We start from the raw sequence: 14,798 nt of genomic DNA on the forward strand, positions 1-14,798 counted from the left end.
TTTGGATAATTAAGTTAGCACGATGGTTGACGCCATCACTAGAGTTGACCGCATGCACAGATCGCCAGCTCCCGGCGAACGCCAGCGCGACGCCGAGCGGACCAGACAGCAACTGATGGACGCGGCAGTGATCGAGTTCGCCGCGCACGGTTTCGGCGGCGCCCGAGTGAGCGAGATCGCCACCCGAGCCGGCGTCAACAAACAGCTGATCTCGTACTACTTCGGCGGCAAACTCGGCCTCTACCAGGCCATCAGCGCCCGCTGGCGCGCCGGGGAGCAAACCGTCACCGAAAGCGCGTCCACCCTGCCGGAAATCGTCGCCGCCTACGCCCGTGCCAGCCTCGCCCAACCCGACCTGGCCCGCCTCCTCATCCGCCAGGGCGTGGACCAGGAGGCGGTAGAAGCGGACCGGGAGGCCCAGACCGCCCGCTTCCAGGCGATGCTCACCGACTTCCGATCCCGCCAGAAACAAGGCGAACTCGCCGCTGATCTCGACCCGGCGTACGTCGGCCTGGCGCTGTTCGCTCTGTCGGCCGCGCCGGTGACTTTCCCGCAGATAGCCCAGGCGCTCGGACTTGATCCTTCCGCACCAGACTTCGCAGACGAGTACGCGGAACAGCTCTCGCGAATCGTCGGCCGCTTGTCCGACCGCTGACTCGGCCGACTTCCATGGTCGGCGGGAAATTCCGGTGCATTGCTGAACTGCGAGCCCTAGATTGCGTGGGGTGACCGACGCGCCCTCCGACCTCGCGCAACTCGGCGCACCGATCGGGCCGATGATCCGCGTCCACGGCGGGTTCGCCAACCGGCTGTACCGGCTCGACACCGACCGGGGCTCGTTCGCGGTAAAGGAGTTGAACCTCGCCGATCGCCGGTCGACCTACCACGTCGAGGACGTGTTCAGGTTCGAGCGGGCGGCCTTCGCTGCCGGAATCCCGATGCCGGAACCGGTCTGGGCTGGTCAGCACCTGCTCGTCCACCGTTGGGTCGAGGGCGAAAAGCTGCCCGAAGCGCCGGTGCCGGCGGCGTACGGGTTCGAGATCGGTGAGATCCTCGCGCGCCTCCACGCGCTCGACGTCGACCGGCCGCGCGGGTCGAGCGAGGACCCGGTGGCGCGGGACTGGCCCGAGCTCGCCGAGCGAGCCGTGGCGACCGGACAGCCGTGGGCCGACGAACTCGCCTCCCAGGTCGAGACCTTCCTCGCGATCGCCCACTTCGTCGACACCTGCGAACGGCCGGGCCCCGTCGTGCTGACCCACCGGGATATCCAGCCGTGGAACCTGCTGGTTCGACACGGTCGGCCCGTGGTACTCGACTGGGAGCTCTCGGGGATGCTCGACCTGTCCGGCGAACTGGGCTCAACCGCACTGAGCCTGGCGAAGGGACCTGGTTTCGACGACATCGAGCCGACGATCTTCCGCTCGGTCCTCGACGGATATGTCGCCGGAGGCGGAACGCTGCCGCCGCCGGGCCCGAGCTGGTTCGTCTACCTGATCGGCGGCTGGCTCGGCTTCACAAGATGGAACATCCTCCGCTGCCTCGCAGGCGTCGAAGCGCCCACCGGCCCGGACCTCGCCCTGTCTCACGAGTCGGCACAGGGCGGCTTGCGCGGGCTTCCCGACCTGTTCAACCGCCTCCCGCAACTCGAGGCGCTGCTTTCCTGACAACACCCCGCTTCGGCAGCCCACGGAGGAGGCGCGGGAGGGGTCGGCGTACGGGGTGTTCTCGGTGCGGGAGAGGCGAAAAATCGCAGTAGAGTGGGGTGGGTGACCACTACCGACACTGGCGTCGACAGTCTTGCCGACGTGACCTCGTCCGAGGATCGGCTGCGCCGGTTCCTGCTGGGCCTGCCGGGCGTCGACCAGGTCGGCGCCGAGGCGCGGGCCGCCACGTTGGGAACCAGGTCGATCAAGACCACCGCCAAGGCGTACGCGCTGGATCTGGCGATCCAGATGATCGATCTGACCACGCTGGAAGGTCAGGACACTCCCGGCAAGGTGCGAGCCCTGTGCGCGAAGGCGAAACGGCCCGATCCGGCCGACCCGACCGCGCCGCAGGTGGCCGCGGTCTGTGTGTATCCGGACCTGGTGGCGACCGCGAAGTTCGAGCTCAAGGGCACCGGCATCAACGTGGCCAGTGTCGCAACCGCCTTCCCCAGCGGCCGTTCCAGCCTGGCGATCAAGATCCAGGACACCAAGGACGCGGTCGCGGCCGGCGCCGACGAGGTCGACATGGTGATCGACCGGGGTGCGTTCCTGTCCGGCCGGTACGGGCTGGTCTTCGACGAGATCGCCGCGATCCGCGAGGCGGCCGGCGACGCGCACCTGAAGGTGATCCTGGAGACCGGCGAGCTGGTCACCTACGACAACGTACGGCGTGCCTCGTGGCTGGCGATGCTCGCGGGTGCGGACTTCATCAAGACTTCGACGGGCAAGGTCTCCCCCGCCGCGACGCTTCCGGTGACCCTGGTGATGCTGGAAGCCGTGCGCGACTACCACGAGGCGACCGGTCTGCACATCGGTGTGAAGCCGGCCGGCGGGATCCGGACGGCGAAGGACGCGATCAAGTACCTGGTCACCGTCAACGAGACGGCCGGCCCCGACTGGCTGGACCCGGAGCTGTTCCGCTTCGGCGCCTCCAGTCTGCTGAACGACCTGCTGATGCAACGCACCAAGCTGGCCACCGGGAACTACCCCGGCCCCGACTATTTCACGCTGGACTGAGGGCATGAGCAGATTCGAGTACGCACCCGCGCCGGAGTCGCGCGCGATCGTCGACATCAAGTCGTCGTACGGATTGTTCATCAACGGCGCCTTCACCGAGGCGACCGACGGCAAGCCGTTCAAGACGGTCAGCCCCGCCTCGGAGGAGGTGCTGGCGGAGGTCAGCGAGGCCGGTCCGGCCGACGTCGACAAGGCGGTGCGGGCGGCCCGCAAGGCCTACGACAAGGTGTGGGGCCCGATGCCGGGTCGCGACCGCGCGAAGTACCTGTACCGCATCGCCCGGCTGATCCAGGAGCGGTCGCGGGAGCTGGCCGTGCTGGAGTCGCTCGACAACGGCAAGCCGATCCGCGAGTCGCGTGACGTCGACCTGCCGTTGGTGGCGGCGCACTTCTTCTACTACGCGGGCTGGGCGGACAAGCTCGAGTACGCCGGCGCCGGCGAGAACCCGCGGCCGCTCGGGGTCGCCGCGCAGGTGATCCCGTGGAACTTCCCGCTGATGATGCTGGCCTGGAAGATCGCCCCGGCGCTCGCGGCCGGCAACACCGTCGTCCTGAAGCCGGCCGAGACGACGCCGCTGACCGCGCTCGCGTTCGCGGAGATCTGCCAGCAGGCCGACCTCCCGCCGGGCGTGGTGAACATCATCACCGGTGCCGGCCGCACCGGTCAGGCGCTGGTCGAGCACGAGGGCGTCGACAAGGTCGCGTTCACCGGGTCGACCGCGGTCGGCCGCGCGATCGCGAAGGCGGTCGCGGGCACGGACAAGAAGGTGACCCTGGAGCTCGGCGGCAAGGCGGCGAACATCGTCTTCGAGGACGCGCCGATCGACCAGACCGTCGAGGGCATCGTCAACGGCATCTTCTTCAACCAGGGCCACGTCTGCTGCGCCGGGTCGCGGCTGCTGGTCCAGGAGAGCGTGTACGACGAGGTGCTGGCGCGGCTCAAGCGCCGGATGGGCACCCTGCGCGTCGGCGACCCGCTGGACAAGAACACCGACATCGGCGCGATCAACTCCGCCGAGCAGCTGGCCCGGATCCGCGAGCTGTCCCAGGTCGGTGAGGACGAGGGCTCGGAGCGCTGGTCGCCCGAGTGCGAGCTGCCCACCCAGGGTTTCTGGTTCCCGCCTACCGTCTTCACCGGCGTCTCCCAGGCGCACCGGATCGCCCGCGAGGAGATCTTCGGCCCGGTGCTGTCGGTGCTCACCTTCCGCACCCCGCAAGAGGCGGTCGAGAAGGCGAACAACACCCCGTTCGGCCTGTCCGCCGGGGTGTGGACCGACAAGGGTTCCCGGATCCTGTGGATGGCGAACCAGTTGCGCGCCGGCGTCGTCTGGGCGAACACGTTCAACCGCTTCGACCCGACCTCGCCGTTCGGCGGCTACAAGGAGTCGGGCTACGGTCGCGAGGGCGGCCGTCATGGTCTGGAGGCCTACCTTGCCCACTAAAGACGGCGCCCGGCTGGATGTGCGCAAGACCTACAAGCTGTACGTCGGCGGCGCCTTCCCGCGCAGCGAATCGGGCCGTTCGTACGTCGTGAACGATGCCAAGGGCAAGTTTCTCGCGAACGCCTCGCAGGCTTCCCGCAAGGACGCCCGGGACGCGGTCGTCGCGGCCCGCAAGGCGTTCGGTGGCTGGTCGGCGAAGACCGCCTACAACCGCGGCCAGGTGCTGTACCGGATCGCCGAGGTGATGGAGGGCCGGCACGAGCAGTTCAGCGCCGAGGTCGCCGCCTCCGAGGGCCTGTCGATCGGCAAGGCCCGCGCGCTCGTCGACGCCTCGATCGACCGCTGGGTCTGGTACGCCGGGTGGGCCGACAAGCTGGCCCAGGTGGTCGGCTCGAGCAACCCGGTCGCCGGGCCGTACTTCGACTTCTCGTTGCCCGAGGCAACTGGTGTCGTCGCGCTGCTCGCGCCGCAGGACTCCAGTCTGCTCGGCCTGACCAGCGTGATCGCCCCCGCGATCGTGTCCGGCAACACCGCTGTCGTGGTGACCTCGTTCGAGCGCCCGTTGCCGGCGGTGACGCTGGGCGAGGTGATGGCGACGTCCGACGTACCGGGTGGGGTGGTCAACATCCTCACCGGGTCCGCGTCGGAGATCGGGCCGTGGCTGGCGGCGCACCTCGATGTCAACGCGATCGATCTCGCCGGCGTGCAGGATCACGACGAGGCGACCACGCTCGAGGCCGCTGCCGCGGAGAACCTCAAGCGGGTACGCCGTCCCGCCGACGAGGACTGGACCGAGTCGCCAGGGTTGTCCCGGCTGACGCAGTACCTCGAACTGAAGACGGTCTGGCACCCGATCGGGATCTGAACCGCACCGCGGGGGCGCCGAAACCGGATGGCCGGTGACGGCGCCCTTCGCATACCGTGACGCCATGCTGTTCGCTGCGAAACCCAAGCCTGGCGACAAGGTCGCGATCGTGTCCGCGTCCGGCGGGCTGCCGGAGATCTTCCCGGCGCCGTACGAGCTCGGCCTCGAGCGGCTGCGCGGTTTCGGGCTGGAGCCGGTGGAGTATCCGACGACGCGGAAGCTCCGCTCGACGCCGCAGGAGCGGGCCGCGGATCTGCACGCGGCCTGGTCGGATCCGTCGATCCGCGCCGTGATCGCGTCGATCGGCGGCGACGACCAGCTGACGGTGCTGAAGCACCTCGATCCGGCCGTCCTCCGCGCCGACCCGAAGCCGTTCTTCGGCTACAGCGACAACACGAACCTGCTCAATTTCCTTTACACGCAAGGGATTCCGGCCTTCCACGGCGGCAGCGTGATGGTCGAGTTCGGCCGCAGCGGCAGCATGCATCCCGACAGCGAGCGCTCGCTGCGGGCCGCGCTCTTCAGCTCCGGCGACTTCGAGCTCGCCCCCGGCGCGGGCTGGACCGACCGCAACCTCGACTGGGGCAGTCCTGAGTTCGGCACGCCCGAGCCCGAGCTGTTCCCGGCCACCGACTGGACCTGGTACGGCGAATCGCCAGTGACCGGAAAGCTCTGGGGAGGCTGCCTGGAGATCCTCGACTGGCAGCTCGCCGCGAACCGCTGGATGCTCCCGGTCGAGCAGTACTCGGGCATCCTTTTCCTCGAGACCAGCGAGGAGATGCCGGCCGCCGAAACGGTCTACCGGATCCTGCGGAACTTCGGCGAACGCGGCCTGCTCGAACGTTTCCAGGCCGTTCTCTGGGGCCGCCCCAAAGCATGGGCCTTGGGCAACGAACTCCCACGTCCCGACAGCGACACCTATGTCGAGAACCAGTACGCCGCCGCCCGCCGCGCGCTCTCGGAGTACAACCCGGACGCTTTGCTCGTCACCGGCCTCGACATCGGCCACACCGACCCGCAGTTCGTCCTCCCGTACGGCGGCCACGCCCAGCTCGACCCGGCGAACCGCCGCATCACCGTCACGTACTGACTACGCCTCCGGTCGCGTCAGGTAGCGCGGATGTCGGTGTGGGTGAGCGGCGTGTTGGGATCGGGATAGCAGGCGACCGCGGACTTGATCGTGACGAACTTCCACTTGATGGTCGCCTGCAGGTTGAGCCCGGGGTTGTCGAAACTGCTGCCCTGCAACCTGGTCTCGATCGCGCCGGACCGGCCCGCCCGCAGCTTCACGATCAACCTCGGCAACTGGTAACCGGCCCCACCGGGGATCGGCCCGGACACCTTGATCGTGACGACGCCGTTGGCCGCCTCCACGGTCGGCGTCGACCCGAGTCCTGACCCTCCGGTCAGAGTCGCACCGACATAGCTGGAGTTGGCCGGCACCGGCACCCGCAGCGACAGGTCGCGGACCTCCTTCACCTTGAAGCCCTTGACCTCCCCAGGCAACGAGCCGGCATTCGCCTCGACGACGATGTCGAACACCGCACCGGGCTGCACCACCGCCGGCGCCGACGCGCCGACTCCTTGCCGCAGCGAGAAGTGCTGATGCCCGAACTTGGTGTCCGCCTGGCAGGTATAGCTGAGCGCGGCCGGCCCAGCGACGGCCGAACCAGCAAGGAGAGAAAGCGCCGAACCGAGCACCACTGACTTCCACAGCTGATTGCTTAGCGTGGTCATATGACTACATTAAGCGATCAATGACCTCATCGGACAGTGAGGTGTTGGGCGACTTCTTTGCGGGCCTGGTGGATGCGGGCTTTGACGGTGCCGAGGGGGACGGACAGTTCGGCGGCGATCTCGGCATAGCTGAGGGCGCCGAGGTCCCGCAGTACGAGGGGCTGGACGAGCTGGGGATGGTTGGACTCGAGCGCTTCGAGAGCCTCCAGCAGGTCCAGCCGGGAGCCTGCGATCACCGAGGTGGTTCGCGGGTCGACCGACTCGGGCAGCACCTCGGCCGACTGCTCGACCGAGCGCCGCTTCAGCGACCGGTAGGTCTGGCGGGCACAGTTGGTCGCCACCACGGTCAGCCAGCCGGCGAAGCTGCCGGTCCCGCGGAACGTGTGGATCTTGGTCGCCACCGTCATCAGGGTGTCCTGGACGGCTTCCTCGGCGTCTTCACGATGCGGCAGGAACTTGGCCACCCGGCGCTGCACCTGCGGCCGGACCTCCTGCAGGATCTGGGCCAGCGCGGCCTCGTCACCGCCCGCCGCCCGAACGGCAAGACCTTCCAGTTCCTCGTTCATACTCCCCCAGCGGCCCCGTGCTCGTGGTCATCCTGCCCGGTGTTCGCCTTGATCCTCTCCGTCACCGACAATAGCCGGAATGGATGTCATCGGACGTTACCGGCTGCAGTCGAAGATCGGCGCGGGTGCTTTCGCCACGGTCTGGCGCGGGTACGACGACGATCTCGACATCGACGTGGCGGTCAAGGTGCTGGCCGAGAACTGGGCCTCGCGCAGCGACGTCCGCGAGCGGTTCCTGGCCGAAGCGCGGCTGATGCGCCGGATCGCCAGCGACCGGGTGGTCCGGGTGTTCGACCTCGGCCAACTGCCCGACGGCCGGCCGTACTTCGTGATGGACCACATCGGCGGCGGCAGCCTGGCCGACATCATCAAGCAGGGTCCGATCGCAGCCGCGGACGCCCTCTGGTGGGGTGCCGATCTGGCCAGGGCCGTGGCAGCGCTGCACGAAGAGGGTGTCGTCCATCGCGACATCACCCCGGCGAACCTGCTGCTCCGCCCGACCCGCGCGGACCAGACCGGCGGCGGAACCCACCGGATCGTGCTGGCCGACCTCGGCCTGGCGAAACGCATCGCGGAGGCGTCCGGGCTCACCCAGGCCGTCGGCACCCCGTCGTACATGGCGCCGGAGCAGGGCCGGGAGTCAGGTGGCTTCGACGAGCGCGCCGATGTGTACGCGATCGGAGCGGTGACGTATGCGCTGCTGACCGGGCGACCGCCGTACGTCGTGTCGTCGATCACCGACGTACTGAATCGCGACCCCGACGCCGACCCGCCGAGCCTGCGACCGTGGCTGGGCGACTCCGTCGGCGAGATCGACGCCATTCTCGCCCGGACCCTGGCCTACCGGGTCGGCGAGCGGTGGCAGCGGGCCGACTCGCTGGCCGAGCGGCTGGAAGCAGAGGCATACCGGGTGGAGCAGGAGACCCCGGCGCCTGCGGTCCTCGCGACCGGGGAAGGGACGACGACGGCCCCTGTGGGCAGACCTCGCCGGCGCCGGTTGCCGATCCTGGTGATGCTGCCCGTCCTGCTCGTACTCGCGGGTGCCGGCGGCTGGTTCCTCTCCGGCCGGTGAGCTACCGGCGTTCTAGAGGTACGGACGCTTCGCGCGGTCGCGTTCGTGACGCAGGTACAGACCTGCCGCGGTGGAGACACTGCTGAACAGCCAGACCGCGACTCCGGCGTCGTCGGCGACCCCGATGATCGGCAGCAGGTCCGGCAGGACGTCGATCGGCGACACCAGGTAGAGCAGGGCGAACAGCCACAACGCCAGCCTGCTCTTCGGCAGCCCGGGATAGGCGCCACTTCGGGCCGCCCGGACCAACCGCGGCAACGCCTGAGCGCGCTCGATGACGTTCCCGACCGGCTCCGGCTCACCCCGGGCAGCCCGCCGACGCCGGCCGACCACCCGGCGTACGACGCCGAGCCCGGCGACCGCCGCACCCAGGACCAGCAGCACGACACCGATACCGACGGGCGATGCGCCGACGACATCGCCGTGCCGGAAGATGAGCGTCGCCAGTCCCATCACCGCCAGGAACCCACCGAAAACCACCATCCATCGACTGTAATGCCGCGCGGCAGTACGCGCCGGGTTACTCCGGTTGCGCGGCGAGGTGGAGATGGTGGGCCAGTGCCTTCACGGCATGGCCGGGTCGGCGGGTGGCGTAGCAGAGCAGGTGCTGCCGAGTGGCCCACGGATCGCGGAGCGGCCGGACCGCCAGCGGCGCGGTCCCTGGGTCCCCGGTGCGGCTTGGCGAATCGACGGTGCGACGGGGAACGATCGCCAGGCCGGCGCCGGCGGTCGCGAGGGCGATGACCGTGTGAAGATTCGGCGCGAGTGTCCGGTAGCGCGGGACCGGGGCGTGCGGACCGAGTGCCTTGTCGATCCAGCGCCGCAGCGCCGTCGACGGGTGCAGGCCGACCATCGGATGCTCGGCGGCCTCGGCGTACGTCATCGCCGTACGGTCCGCGAGGATCCCGTCAGCCGGCCCGATCACCACGAGCGAGTCGTCGGCCAGGAACTCGGTGCGCAGCTCGGTCGGTTGCTCGTCGACGACGACACCGAGGTCAGCGTTGCCTTCGGCAAGCATTCGGAGACTCTGCGGCGTGCGTTGCTCGGACACCGTCACGTCGTACTCCGGATACTCACGCAGGAACGACGCAAGAGCCTGCGGTACTACGCGGTGCAGGCCGGATGTTCCCGCCACGATCACCAGAGGCTTCGTTCGAGGCGCGGTGTAGCTCGCGACGGCGCTGTCGAGTTGCGCTGTCTGTGCCAGTACTTCGCGTGCATGGCGAGCCAGCGTCGCGCCGGCGGGTGTCGGCCGGACTCCGCGCCGCTCGCGGATCAGCAGCGGTACACCCGCGTGACCTTCGAGCGCTCTGACCCGCGCACTCGCCGAAGGCAGACTCAGATGCGCGAGAGCGGCACCGGCCGTGATCGAGCCCTCTGCAACGATATGCACGAACAGCCGCAGATCATCCAGGTCGTAACGCATATCTTCAGCCTACGTCTGCGCCTAAGGCTGACTACGCCAATCGCGCATTGTGAAGGCCGATCTACATCCGCGATCCTCGAAGGCGTGGCTCCTTTGCTGATCGTGCTGCTCGCCGGTCTCGTGTCCGGCGCGCTGAATTCGGTCGGCGGCGGCGGTAGCTTCGTCGCGTTCCCGGTGCTGGTAGCGGCCGGGCTCGCACCGGTCACGGCCAACGCCGCCACCACGGTCGCACTGCTGCCCGGTGCAGTCGCCAGCCTTTGGGTCTACCGCCGCGAACTCCAACCACTCGCCGGGATCTCCACCCACACCCTGACCGTGACCAGCATCGTCGGCGGCGGGCTCGGCGCAGTACTCCTGCTCGCTCTTCCTTCCAGCTCCTTCGACGCTGTTGTCCCGTGGTTGCTGGCGTTCGCCACGCTCATGCTCGCCTTCGGCCGCCGGATCGCCACCCTCCTGAAGTCCGGAACACTCAGCCTGCCCGCGATCCTCGGCGGGCAGTTCGTTCTCGCCTTGTACGGCGGGTACTTCGGCGGCGCGGTCGGCCTGATGATGGTCGCCTTCTGGAGCATCGGCCTCGGGCTGGACCCGGCAGCCGGCAACCCGCCCCGGGTGGCCCAACTCGCGGCCGTCTACTGCACCGCCGCGGTCATCTTCCTGTTCGCCTCCGATGTCGCGGATCGCCCGAGCACCCTCGCAGCCCTGATCACCGGCGCGGTGGCCGGCGGCTTCAGCGGCGCCACGATCGCGCGGCGGCTGCCTCCTCCCGCACTCCGTGCGCTGGTGCTCACGTCGGCGGTCACGATGACCGCCGTCTACTTCGCCAAGGCCTCGCGATGAAGCCGGCCGTCGCCCGGATCGCCTTGTCCTACGAGGCTTGCGAGCTGTCCGAACTCGCCCGGCGCGCCGTGCCGACAAACCGCAGTACGACGGAAGCCGTCGCCGACGCGGGCCGGATCCTTCAAGCAGCGCAACGCTTCCTCGCCGTCACCGTCCTCGCCGCCGAAGCCGACGGCCTCGACTGGCCGACAATCGCCCACCTCCTCGCATCCACCGACCCCGATCGCTCCACCTGGCGAACAACTCTCCTCAGCAACCCCCACGAAGCCGCCGAGGACCTCGACGACTGGGTCCTCCGCCACGCCGAGGAAGACCCCGGCCCAACCCCAGTCTCCGGCGCACTGCACACCTCGAAGTAGACAGCTAAGGTCGCCTGGCCCACGCCGCCGCAGCACGGGGTGCTCCGCTGCGGACAAGCGCACTTGAGGAAGCAGCACACGGTCGCGATCGGCCCAGCTTGCAGGAAGCAGAGCAGGTTCACCGCCATGCCGTTTGCCGTGAACTTGGTCCCCCCATGCCCCAGCTCATCCAGCCTCCACCGGAGTTCAACGCCGAACGCCTGCTACGCCGAGCCCAACGTTGATTGACTGTTGTCGCGGCTACTGTTTATTGTTGTTGTGACAACAGACGCGAGTGTGGGAGGCGAGATGTACGAGGTTCGGGAGGAAGCGGTGATTGTGGGGGAACTGGCGGCGGTGTGGGCGGTGGTGACGGAGGTGGGGCGGTGGCCGGAGTGGGATCCGCATGAGGATCAGGCTCGGTTGGACGGGGAGTTCGTGGTGGGGACGACGGGGTGGGTCAAGCAGAAGGGGAATCCGGCGGCGGTGTTCACGTTGACCGAGGTGGTGCCGGAGCGGCGGTGGGCCAGTGAGTGCAAGCTGCCGGGCGGGAAGTTGTGGGGGTCGAATGACTACGAAGCCCTGCCGGGTGGGCGGATCCGGTGCACGCGGACCGTGCGGGTGACCGGGCCGCTGGTGCCGTTGTTCCGCTTTCATTTCGGTCGCAAGATGCGACGCGACTTCTTCCGTACTTGGTCGGCCCTCGAACAGCGTGCTAAGCAGGGCGCGTGATCGAAGAGTCGGGACCGATGCTGTCGCCAGGGTTCTGGCTGCACCACGCGGCCCTTGCCTGGCGCGCGGAGCTCGACCAGCGGCTGCGGACGATCGGTCTGACGCCCACGCAGTTCATGCTGCTCGCTTCGGCCGGTTGGCTCGAGCACACGCAGGGGGCGCCGACACAGCAGCAGGTCGCGGCACAAGCCGGCGCCGACCGAATGATGACGTCGAAGGTGGTCAAAACCCTGCTGGAAGCCGAACTGCTCAGCCGCGAGGTCGATCCGGACGACTCCCGCGCCTACCGGCTACGCCTCACCACCAAGGGCCGCAAACTCACCCGCCAGGCCACGGAGATCGCCCGCACCCTGGACACGGAGTACTTCGGCGACGCCCCCGAAGCACTCCGCAAAACCTTCCGCCAAATCGCCAACCGCCGCAGCACCTGACGTTCGGCGTACCGACGGACAGGATGTCCGGCAGCGGTCGCGCCCAACTGCGGCGGCGTTGCCTTCCCTTTGGGCGACAAGTCCTGTCCGTCGGTACGGCGATCGGGCTGTCAGCGTTTGGCGGGCCAGTCTCTGGGGGTGGCGAGGAGGGGGCGGGTGCCGGCGAGGACGGCGGCGTAGAGGGTGCGGATCTGGGTTGCCTCGTTGTCGGTGAGGATGGAGGGCTCGGGCTTGCTGACCGCGGTCTCCCAAGTGGGTGGGGTGTCGGCGCCGGAGAGCGCCCAGGCGGCCTGGCGGGCTGCGCCGAGGGCGACGTACTCGGCGGGCTCGGGCAGCACGACGGGTGCACCGAGCAGAGCAGGAGCGAGAGCCTGTACTGCGCGGGAGCGGGCCGCTCCGCCGAGCAGCAGCACCCGCTCGACCGGGAGACCCTGGGCACGCAAGGCATCGACCGCGTCGGCCAGGCCGCAGAGCATGCCTTCGACGGCGGCGCGGGCCATCGTCGACGGTTGCGCGGTCGCACGGGTCAGGCCGTAGATCAGCCCGGTCGAGTGCGGCAGGTCCGGGGTCCGCTCGCCATCCAGATAGGGCAGCATCACGAGCCCGCCGCTCCCCGAAGATCCCAGCGCCGCCTCGTCCAGAGCGGCCAGGTCCATCCCGAGCAAGGTAGCGGTCGCGGACATCACGCGGGCAGCGTTCAAGGTGCAGACGAGCGGCAAATAGCCCCCGGTTGCATCGGCGAACCCGGCGACGAATCCACTCGGGTCGGCCGTCGACGAGGCACTGGTCGCGAACGCAGTACCGGAGGTTCCCAGTGAGACCGCCACGTCGCCGGGCTGCAGCTCCAGCCCCAGCGCGGCGGCCATGTTGTCACCCGTGCCGGCAGCCAGCGCCGCACCCGAGGCGGTGTGACCGACGATCTCCGCAGGACCCGCGACGCGCGGCAGCGAGAGTGAACGGCCGAAGGCGAGCTCGACCAGATCCGGCCGGTACGAGTTGGTGATCGGCGACCACCACCCGGTCCCGGACGCGTCACCGCGGTCGGTCGTCAGGTCCTCGATCCCACCACGGTCAGCGGCCAGCCGGTGGGTCAGCCAGTCGTGCGGCAGCGCCACCGCCGCAGCCCGCGCGGCCGCCTCGGGAGCAGCACCCCGAACCCACCGCAGCTTGGTGACAGTGAACGAAGACACCGGCACAGATCCCACCGCCGCGGCCCACGCCTCCGGCCCGCCCAGCTCCGAGACGAGCTCCAGCGTCGCGTCCGCCGAGCTCGTGTCGTTCCACAAGACCGCCGGGTGAACGACCTCACCGGCCGGGTCGAGCAGCACCATGCCGTGCTGCTGCCCACCGACCGAGATCGCGGAGACCCCGTCGAGCAGCCCGTCGGATGCCGACTGCCAGGCGGCCCACCACTCCGCAGGGTCGACCTGGGTGGCGTCGGGATGCGGTGCCCGCCCTTCGCGCAGCACCTCCCCGGTCGCCGCGTCGCACACCACGACCTTGGTCGCCTGGGTGGAACAGTCCACACCGGCAACCAACCTGGGTTCGGTCATCAACTAAGTCCTCTCGAGGGCGGCGAGTTGCCGTAGTACATCGCGGGCCAGATCGGTCGTGGTCACCAGGGTGCTGACCAGGCCGGCCCGCACCGCGGAGATCACCGCGGGAGCACGGTGGACGCCGGCGGCCAGCGCCACCCGTTCGGCCGGGCGGCGCAACTGGTCGGCCGAGACGGCGATGATCATCTGCTCCAACGGTGACTCGACCAGTTTGCCGTCCGCGGTGAAAAGATGCCCACTGACCTCGGCCACCGCGCCGCCGGCCACCCCTTCGTCGCGGATCTCCTCCGAGACCGCGTCCCAGACGGTGGAACAGCCCGTCCGCCAGGCGCCGATCGCGACCACCGAGATGTCCAGCCGGTCGGCCAGCGCCAACGTGTCCGCGATCCCGGGCTGCCGGCGCAACGCGGCCACGGCGGCAATGTCGTCGACGACGAGCGGAGCGTGTACCGCGTGCGCCGTGCCGCCGGCCAGGGCGGCCGCGCGACGAGCCAGATCCATCGTGCTGCCGCCACCGGCCGGCGAGTGCAGCGAACCCGCCATCTGCACGACCGTGCAGGCGGGCAACGCGTCGAAGTGGTCGACCATCGCGTCGACGGCCCGGCTCCAGGTCAGGCCGAGCAGATCACCGTCATGGACCAGCGGCGCAACCGTCCGGGCGGCCGCCTCCGCCACCTGGTCGCGAATCTGCTCCGGCGATCCCGACGTGTGGGTGACCACGCACCGCGGTACGCCGAGTTTCTCGGCGAGCTGATCGGCCAGGGCCCGGTCGATCGGGCTGGGGCTCTTGATCTGGATCTGCACGATCCCGCGGGCCCGGGCGTCCTCGAGCAGCCGGGCGACCTTGAACCGGCTCAGGTCCAGGTCCTTGGCGATATCCACCTTGGACGTGTTGTCCAGGTAGTAGCGACGGGCGACGTCCGCGAGCAGTTCGTCGTCTTCGTCGCCTTCGCCGAGCACCTGTCCCCGGTTGTTCACCGTCACCCCTGCCCCCAATCCGTGTCCGTCCGGCACCGTAGCCGTTTCAGGGATCTGCCGCGACCAGTCTTGCGCAGTGGTCACCCGAGACCCAGG

At 69.2% G+C, this 14,798-nt stretch carries 17 protein-coding genes; 11 read left to right on the forward strand and 6 right to left on the reverse strand.

From position 1 onward, the window contains the following. Nucleotides 1–22 precede the first annotated feature (22 nt). From EV138_RS10630 to EV138_RS10655, 6 genes are all read left to right on the forward strand, one after another. A complete protein-coding gene (locus tag EV138_RS10630) occupies nucleotides 23–655 on the forward strand; it encodes a TetR/AcrR family transcriptional regulator (protein WP_133978209.1) in 633 nt (210 codons plus the stop codon). Nucleotides 656–725: 70 nt separating this feature from the next. Next, a complete protein-coding gene (locus tag EV138_RS10635) occupies nucleotides 726–1,664 on the forward strand; it encodes a phosphotransferase family protein (protein WP_238158059.1) in 939 nt (312 codons plus the stop codon). Between the two features lie 102 nt (nucleotides 1,665–1,766). Then, nucleotides 1,767–2,723, forward strand: coding sequence for a deoxyribose-phosphate aldolase (deoC, locus tag EV138_RS10640; RefSeq protein ID WP_112246468.1), 957 nt, complete (start codon nucleotides 1,767–1,769; stop codon nucleotides 2,721–2,723). A gap of 4 nt (nucleotides 2,724–2,727) precedes the next feature. Then, nucleotides 2,728–4,164 carry an aldehyde dehydrogenase family protein gene (locus tag EV138_RS10645; protein WP_133978210.1) on the forward strand — a complete coding sequence of 479 codons (1,437 nt, stop codon included), beginning with the start codon at nucleotides 2,728–2,730 and terminating at the stop codon, nucleotides 4,162–4,164. Then, nucleotides 4,154–5,029 (forward strand): aldehyde dehydrogenase family protein, encoded by an 876-nt coding sequence (locus EV138_RS10650; protein WP_133978211.1) that lies wholly within the window; start codon nucleotides 4,154–4,156, stop codon nucleotides 5,027–5,029. The genes EV138_RS10645 and EV138_RS10650 overlap by 11 nt, the downstream gene beginning before the upstream one ends. A 64-nt stretch (nucleotides 5,030–5,093) precedes the next feature. After that, nucleotides 5,094–6,119, forward strand: coding sequence for a S66 family peptidase (locus EV138_RS10655; RefSeq protein WP_133978212.1), 1,026 nt, complete (start codon nucleotides 5,094–5,096; stop codon nucleotides 6,117–6,119). Between the two features lie 17 nt (nucleotides 6,120–6,136). Here the strand turns inward: EV138_RS10655 and EV138_RS10660 are convergent, their stop codons facing one another. Both EV138_RS10660 and EV138_RS10665 read right to left on the reverse strand, forming a co-directional pair. Then, nucleotides 6,137–6,766, reverse strand: a complete 630-nt coding sequence (locus EV138_RS10660; protein ID WP_133978213.1) for a hypothetical protein — start codon at nucleotides 6,764–6,766, stop codon at nucleotides 6,137–6,139. Nucleotides 6,767–6,792: 26 nt separating this feature from the next. After that, nucleotides 6,793–7,332 (reverse strand): RNA polymerase sigma factor, encoded by a 540-nt coding sequence (locus tag EV138_RS10665; protein WP_133978214.1) that lies wholly within the window; start codon nucleotides 7,330–7,332, stop codon nucleotides 6,793–6,795. A gap of 79 nt (nucleotides 7,333–7,411) precedes the next feature. Between EV138_RS10665 and EV138_RS10670 the strand changes: the two genes are divergently transcribed. Beyond that, entirely contained in the window at nucleotides 7,412–8,404 is a 993-nt protein-coding gene (locus EV138_RS10670) for a serine/threonine-protein kinase (protein WP_133978215.1), read from the forward strand. A gap of 12 nt (nucleotides 8,405–8,416) precedes the next feature. On the opposite strand, the gene EV138_RS10675 is transcribed toward EV138_RS10670, so the two are convergent. Together EV138_RS10675 and EV138_RS10680 are read right to left on the reverse strand one after the other, a co-directional pair. Continuing rightward, complete coding sequence (locus EV138_RS10675; protein WP_133978216.1) at nucleotides 8,417–8,887, reverse strand: YkvA family protein; 471 nt, start codon at nucleotides 8,885–8,887, stop codon at nucleotides 8,417–8,419. A 37-nt stretch (nucleotides 8,888–8,924) separates the two neighbouring features. Then, nucleotides 8,925–9,830 (reverse strand): LysR family transcriptional regulator, encoded by a 906-nt coding sequence (locus EV138_RS10680; RefSeq protein WP_133978217.1) that lies wholly within the window; start codon nucleotides 9,828–9,830, stop codon nucleotides 8,925–8,927. A gap of 84 nt (nucleotides 9,831–9,914) precedes the next feature. On the opposite strand from EV138_RS10680, the gene EV138_RS10685 reads away from it, so the two are divergent. The 4 genes from EV138_RS10685 to EV138_RS10700 all read left to right on the forward strand — a co-directional run bounded on the left by EV138_RS10685 (nucleotide 9,915) and on the right by EV138_RS10700 (nucleotide 12,168). Then, nucleotides 9,915–10,667 (forward strand): sulfite exporter TauE/SafE family protein, encoded by a 753-nt coding sequence (locus tag EV138_RS10685; RefSeq protein WP_133978219.1) that lies wholly within the window; start codon nucleotides 9,915–9,917, stop codon nucleotides 10,665–10,667. After that, nucleotides 10,664–11,026, forward strand: a complete 363-nt coding sequence (locus EV138_RS10690) for a hypothetical protein (protein ID WP_133978221.1) — start codon at nucleotides 10,664–10,666, stop codon at nucleotides 11,024–11,026. The genes EV138_RS10685 and EV138_RS10690 overlap by 4 nt, the downstream gene beginning before the upstream one ends. A gap of 288 nt (nucleotides 11,027–11,314) precedes the next feature. Continuing rightward, nucleotides 11,315–11,737, forward strand: a complete 423-nt coding sequence (locus tag EV138_RS10695) for an SRPBCC family protein (protein WP_133978223.1) — start codon at nucleotides 11,315–11,317, stop codon at nucleotides 11,735–11,737. Then, on the forward strand, nucleotides 11,734–12,168 hold the full coding sequence (locus EV138_RS10700; RefSeq protein WP_133978225.1) for a MarR family winged helix-turn-helix transcriptional regulator: 435 nt from the start codon (nucleotides 11,734–11,736) through the stop codon (nucleotides 12,166–12,168). Before EV138_RS10695 ends, EV138_RS10700 begins: the two co-directional genes overlap by 4 nt. A gap of 110 nt (nucleotides 12,169–12,278) precedes the next feature. Here EV138_RS10700 and xylB read toward each other — a convergent pair whose 3' ends face one another. Beyond that, complete coding sequence (gene xylB / locus EV138_RS10705; RefSeq protein ID WP_133978227.1) at nucleotides 12,279–13,721, reverse strand: xylulokinase; 1,443 nt, start codon at nucleotides 13,719–13,721, stop codon at nucleotides 12,279–12,281. A 3-nt stretch (nucleotides 13,722–13,724) separates the two neighbouring features. After that, a complete protein-coding gene (locus EV138_RS10710) occupies nucleotides 13,725–14,702 on the reverse strand; it encodes a sugar-binding transcriptional regulator (RefSeq protein WP_133978229.1) in 978 nt (325 codons plus the stop codon). Nucleotides 14,703–14,798 lie beyond the last annotated feature (96 nt).

Source organism: Kribbella voronezhensis (assembly GCF_004365175.1).
Taxonomy (GTDB): domain Bacteria; phylum Actinomycetota; class Actinomycetes; order Propionibacteriales; family Kribbellaceae; genus Kribbella; species Kribbella voronezhensis.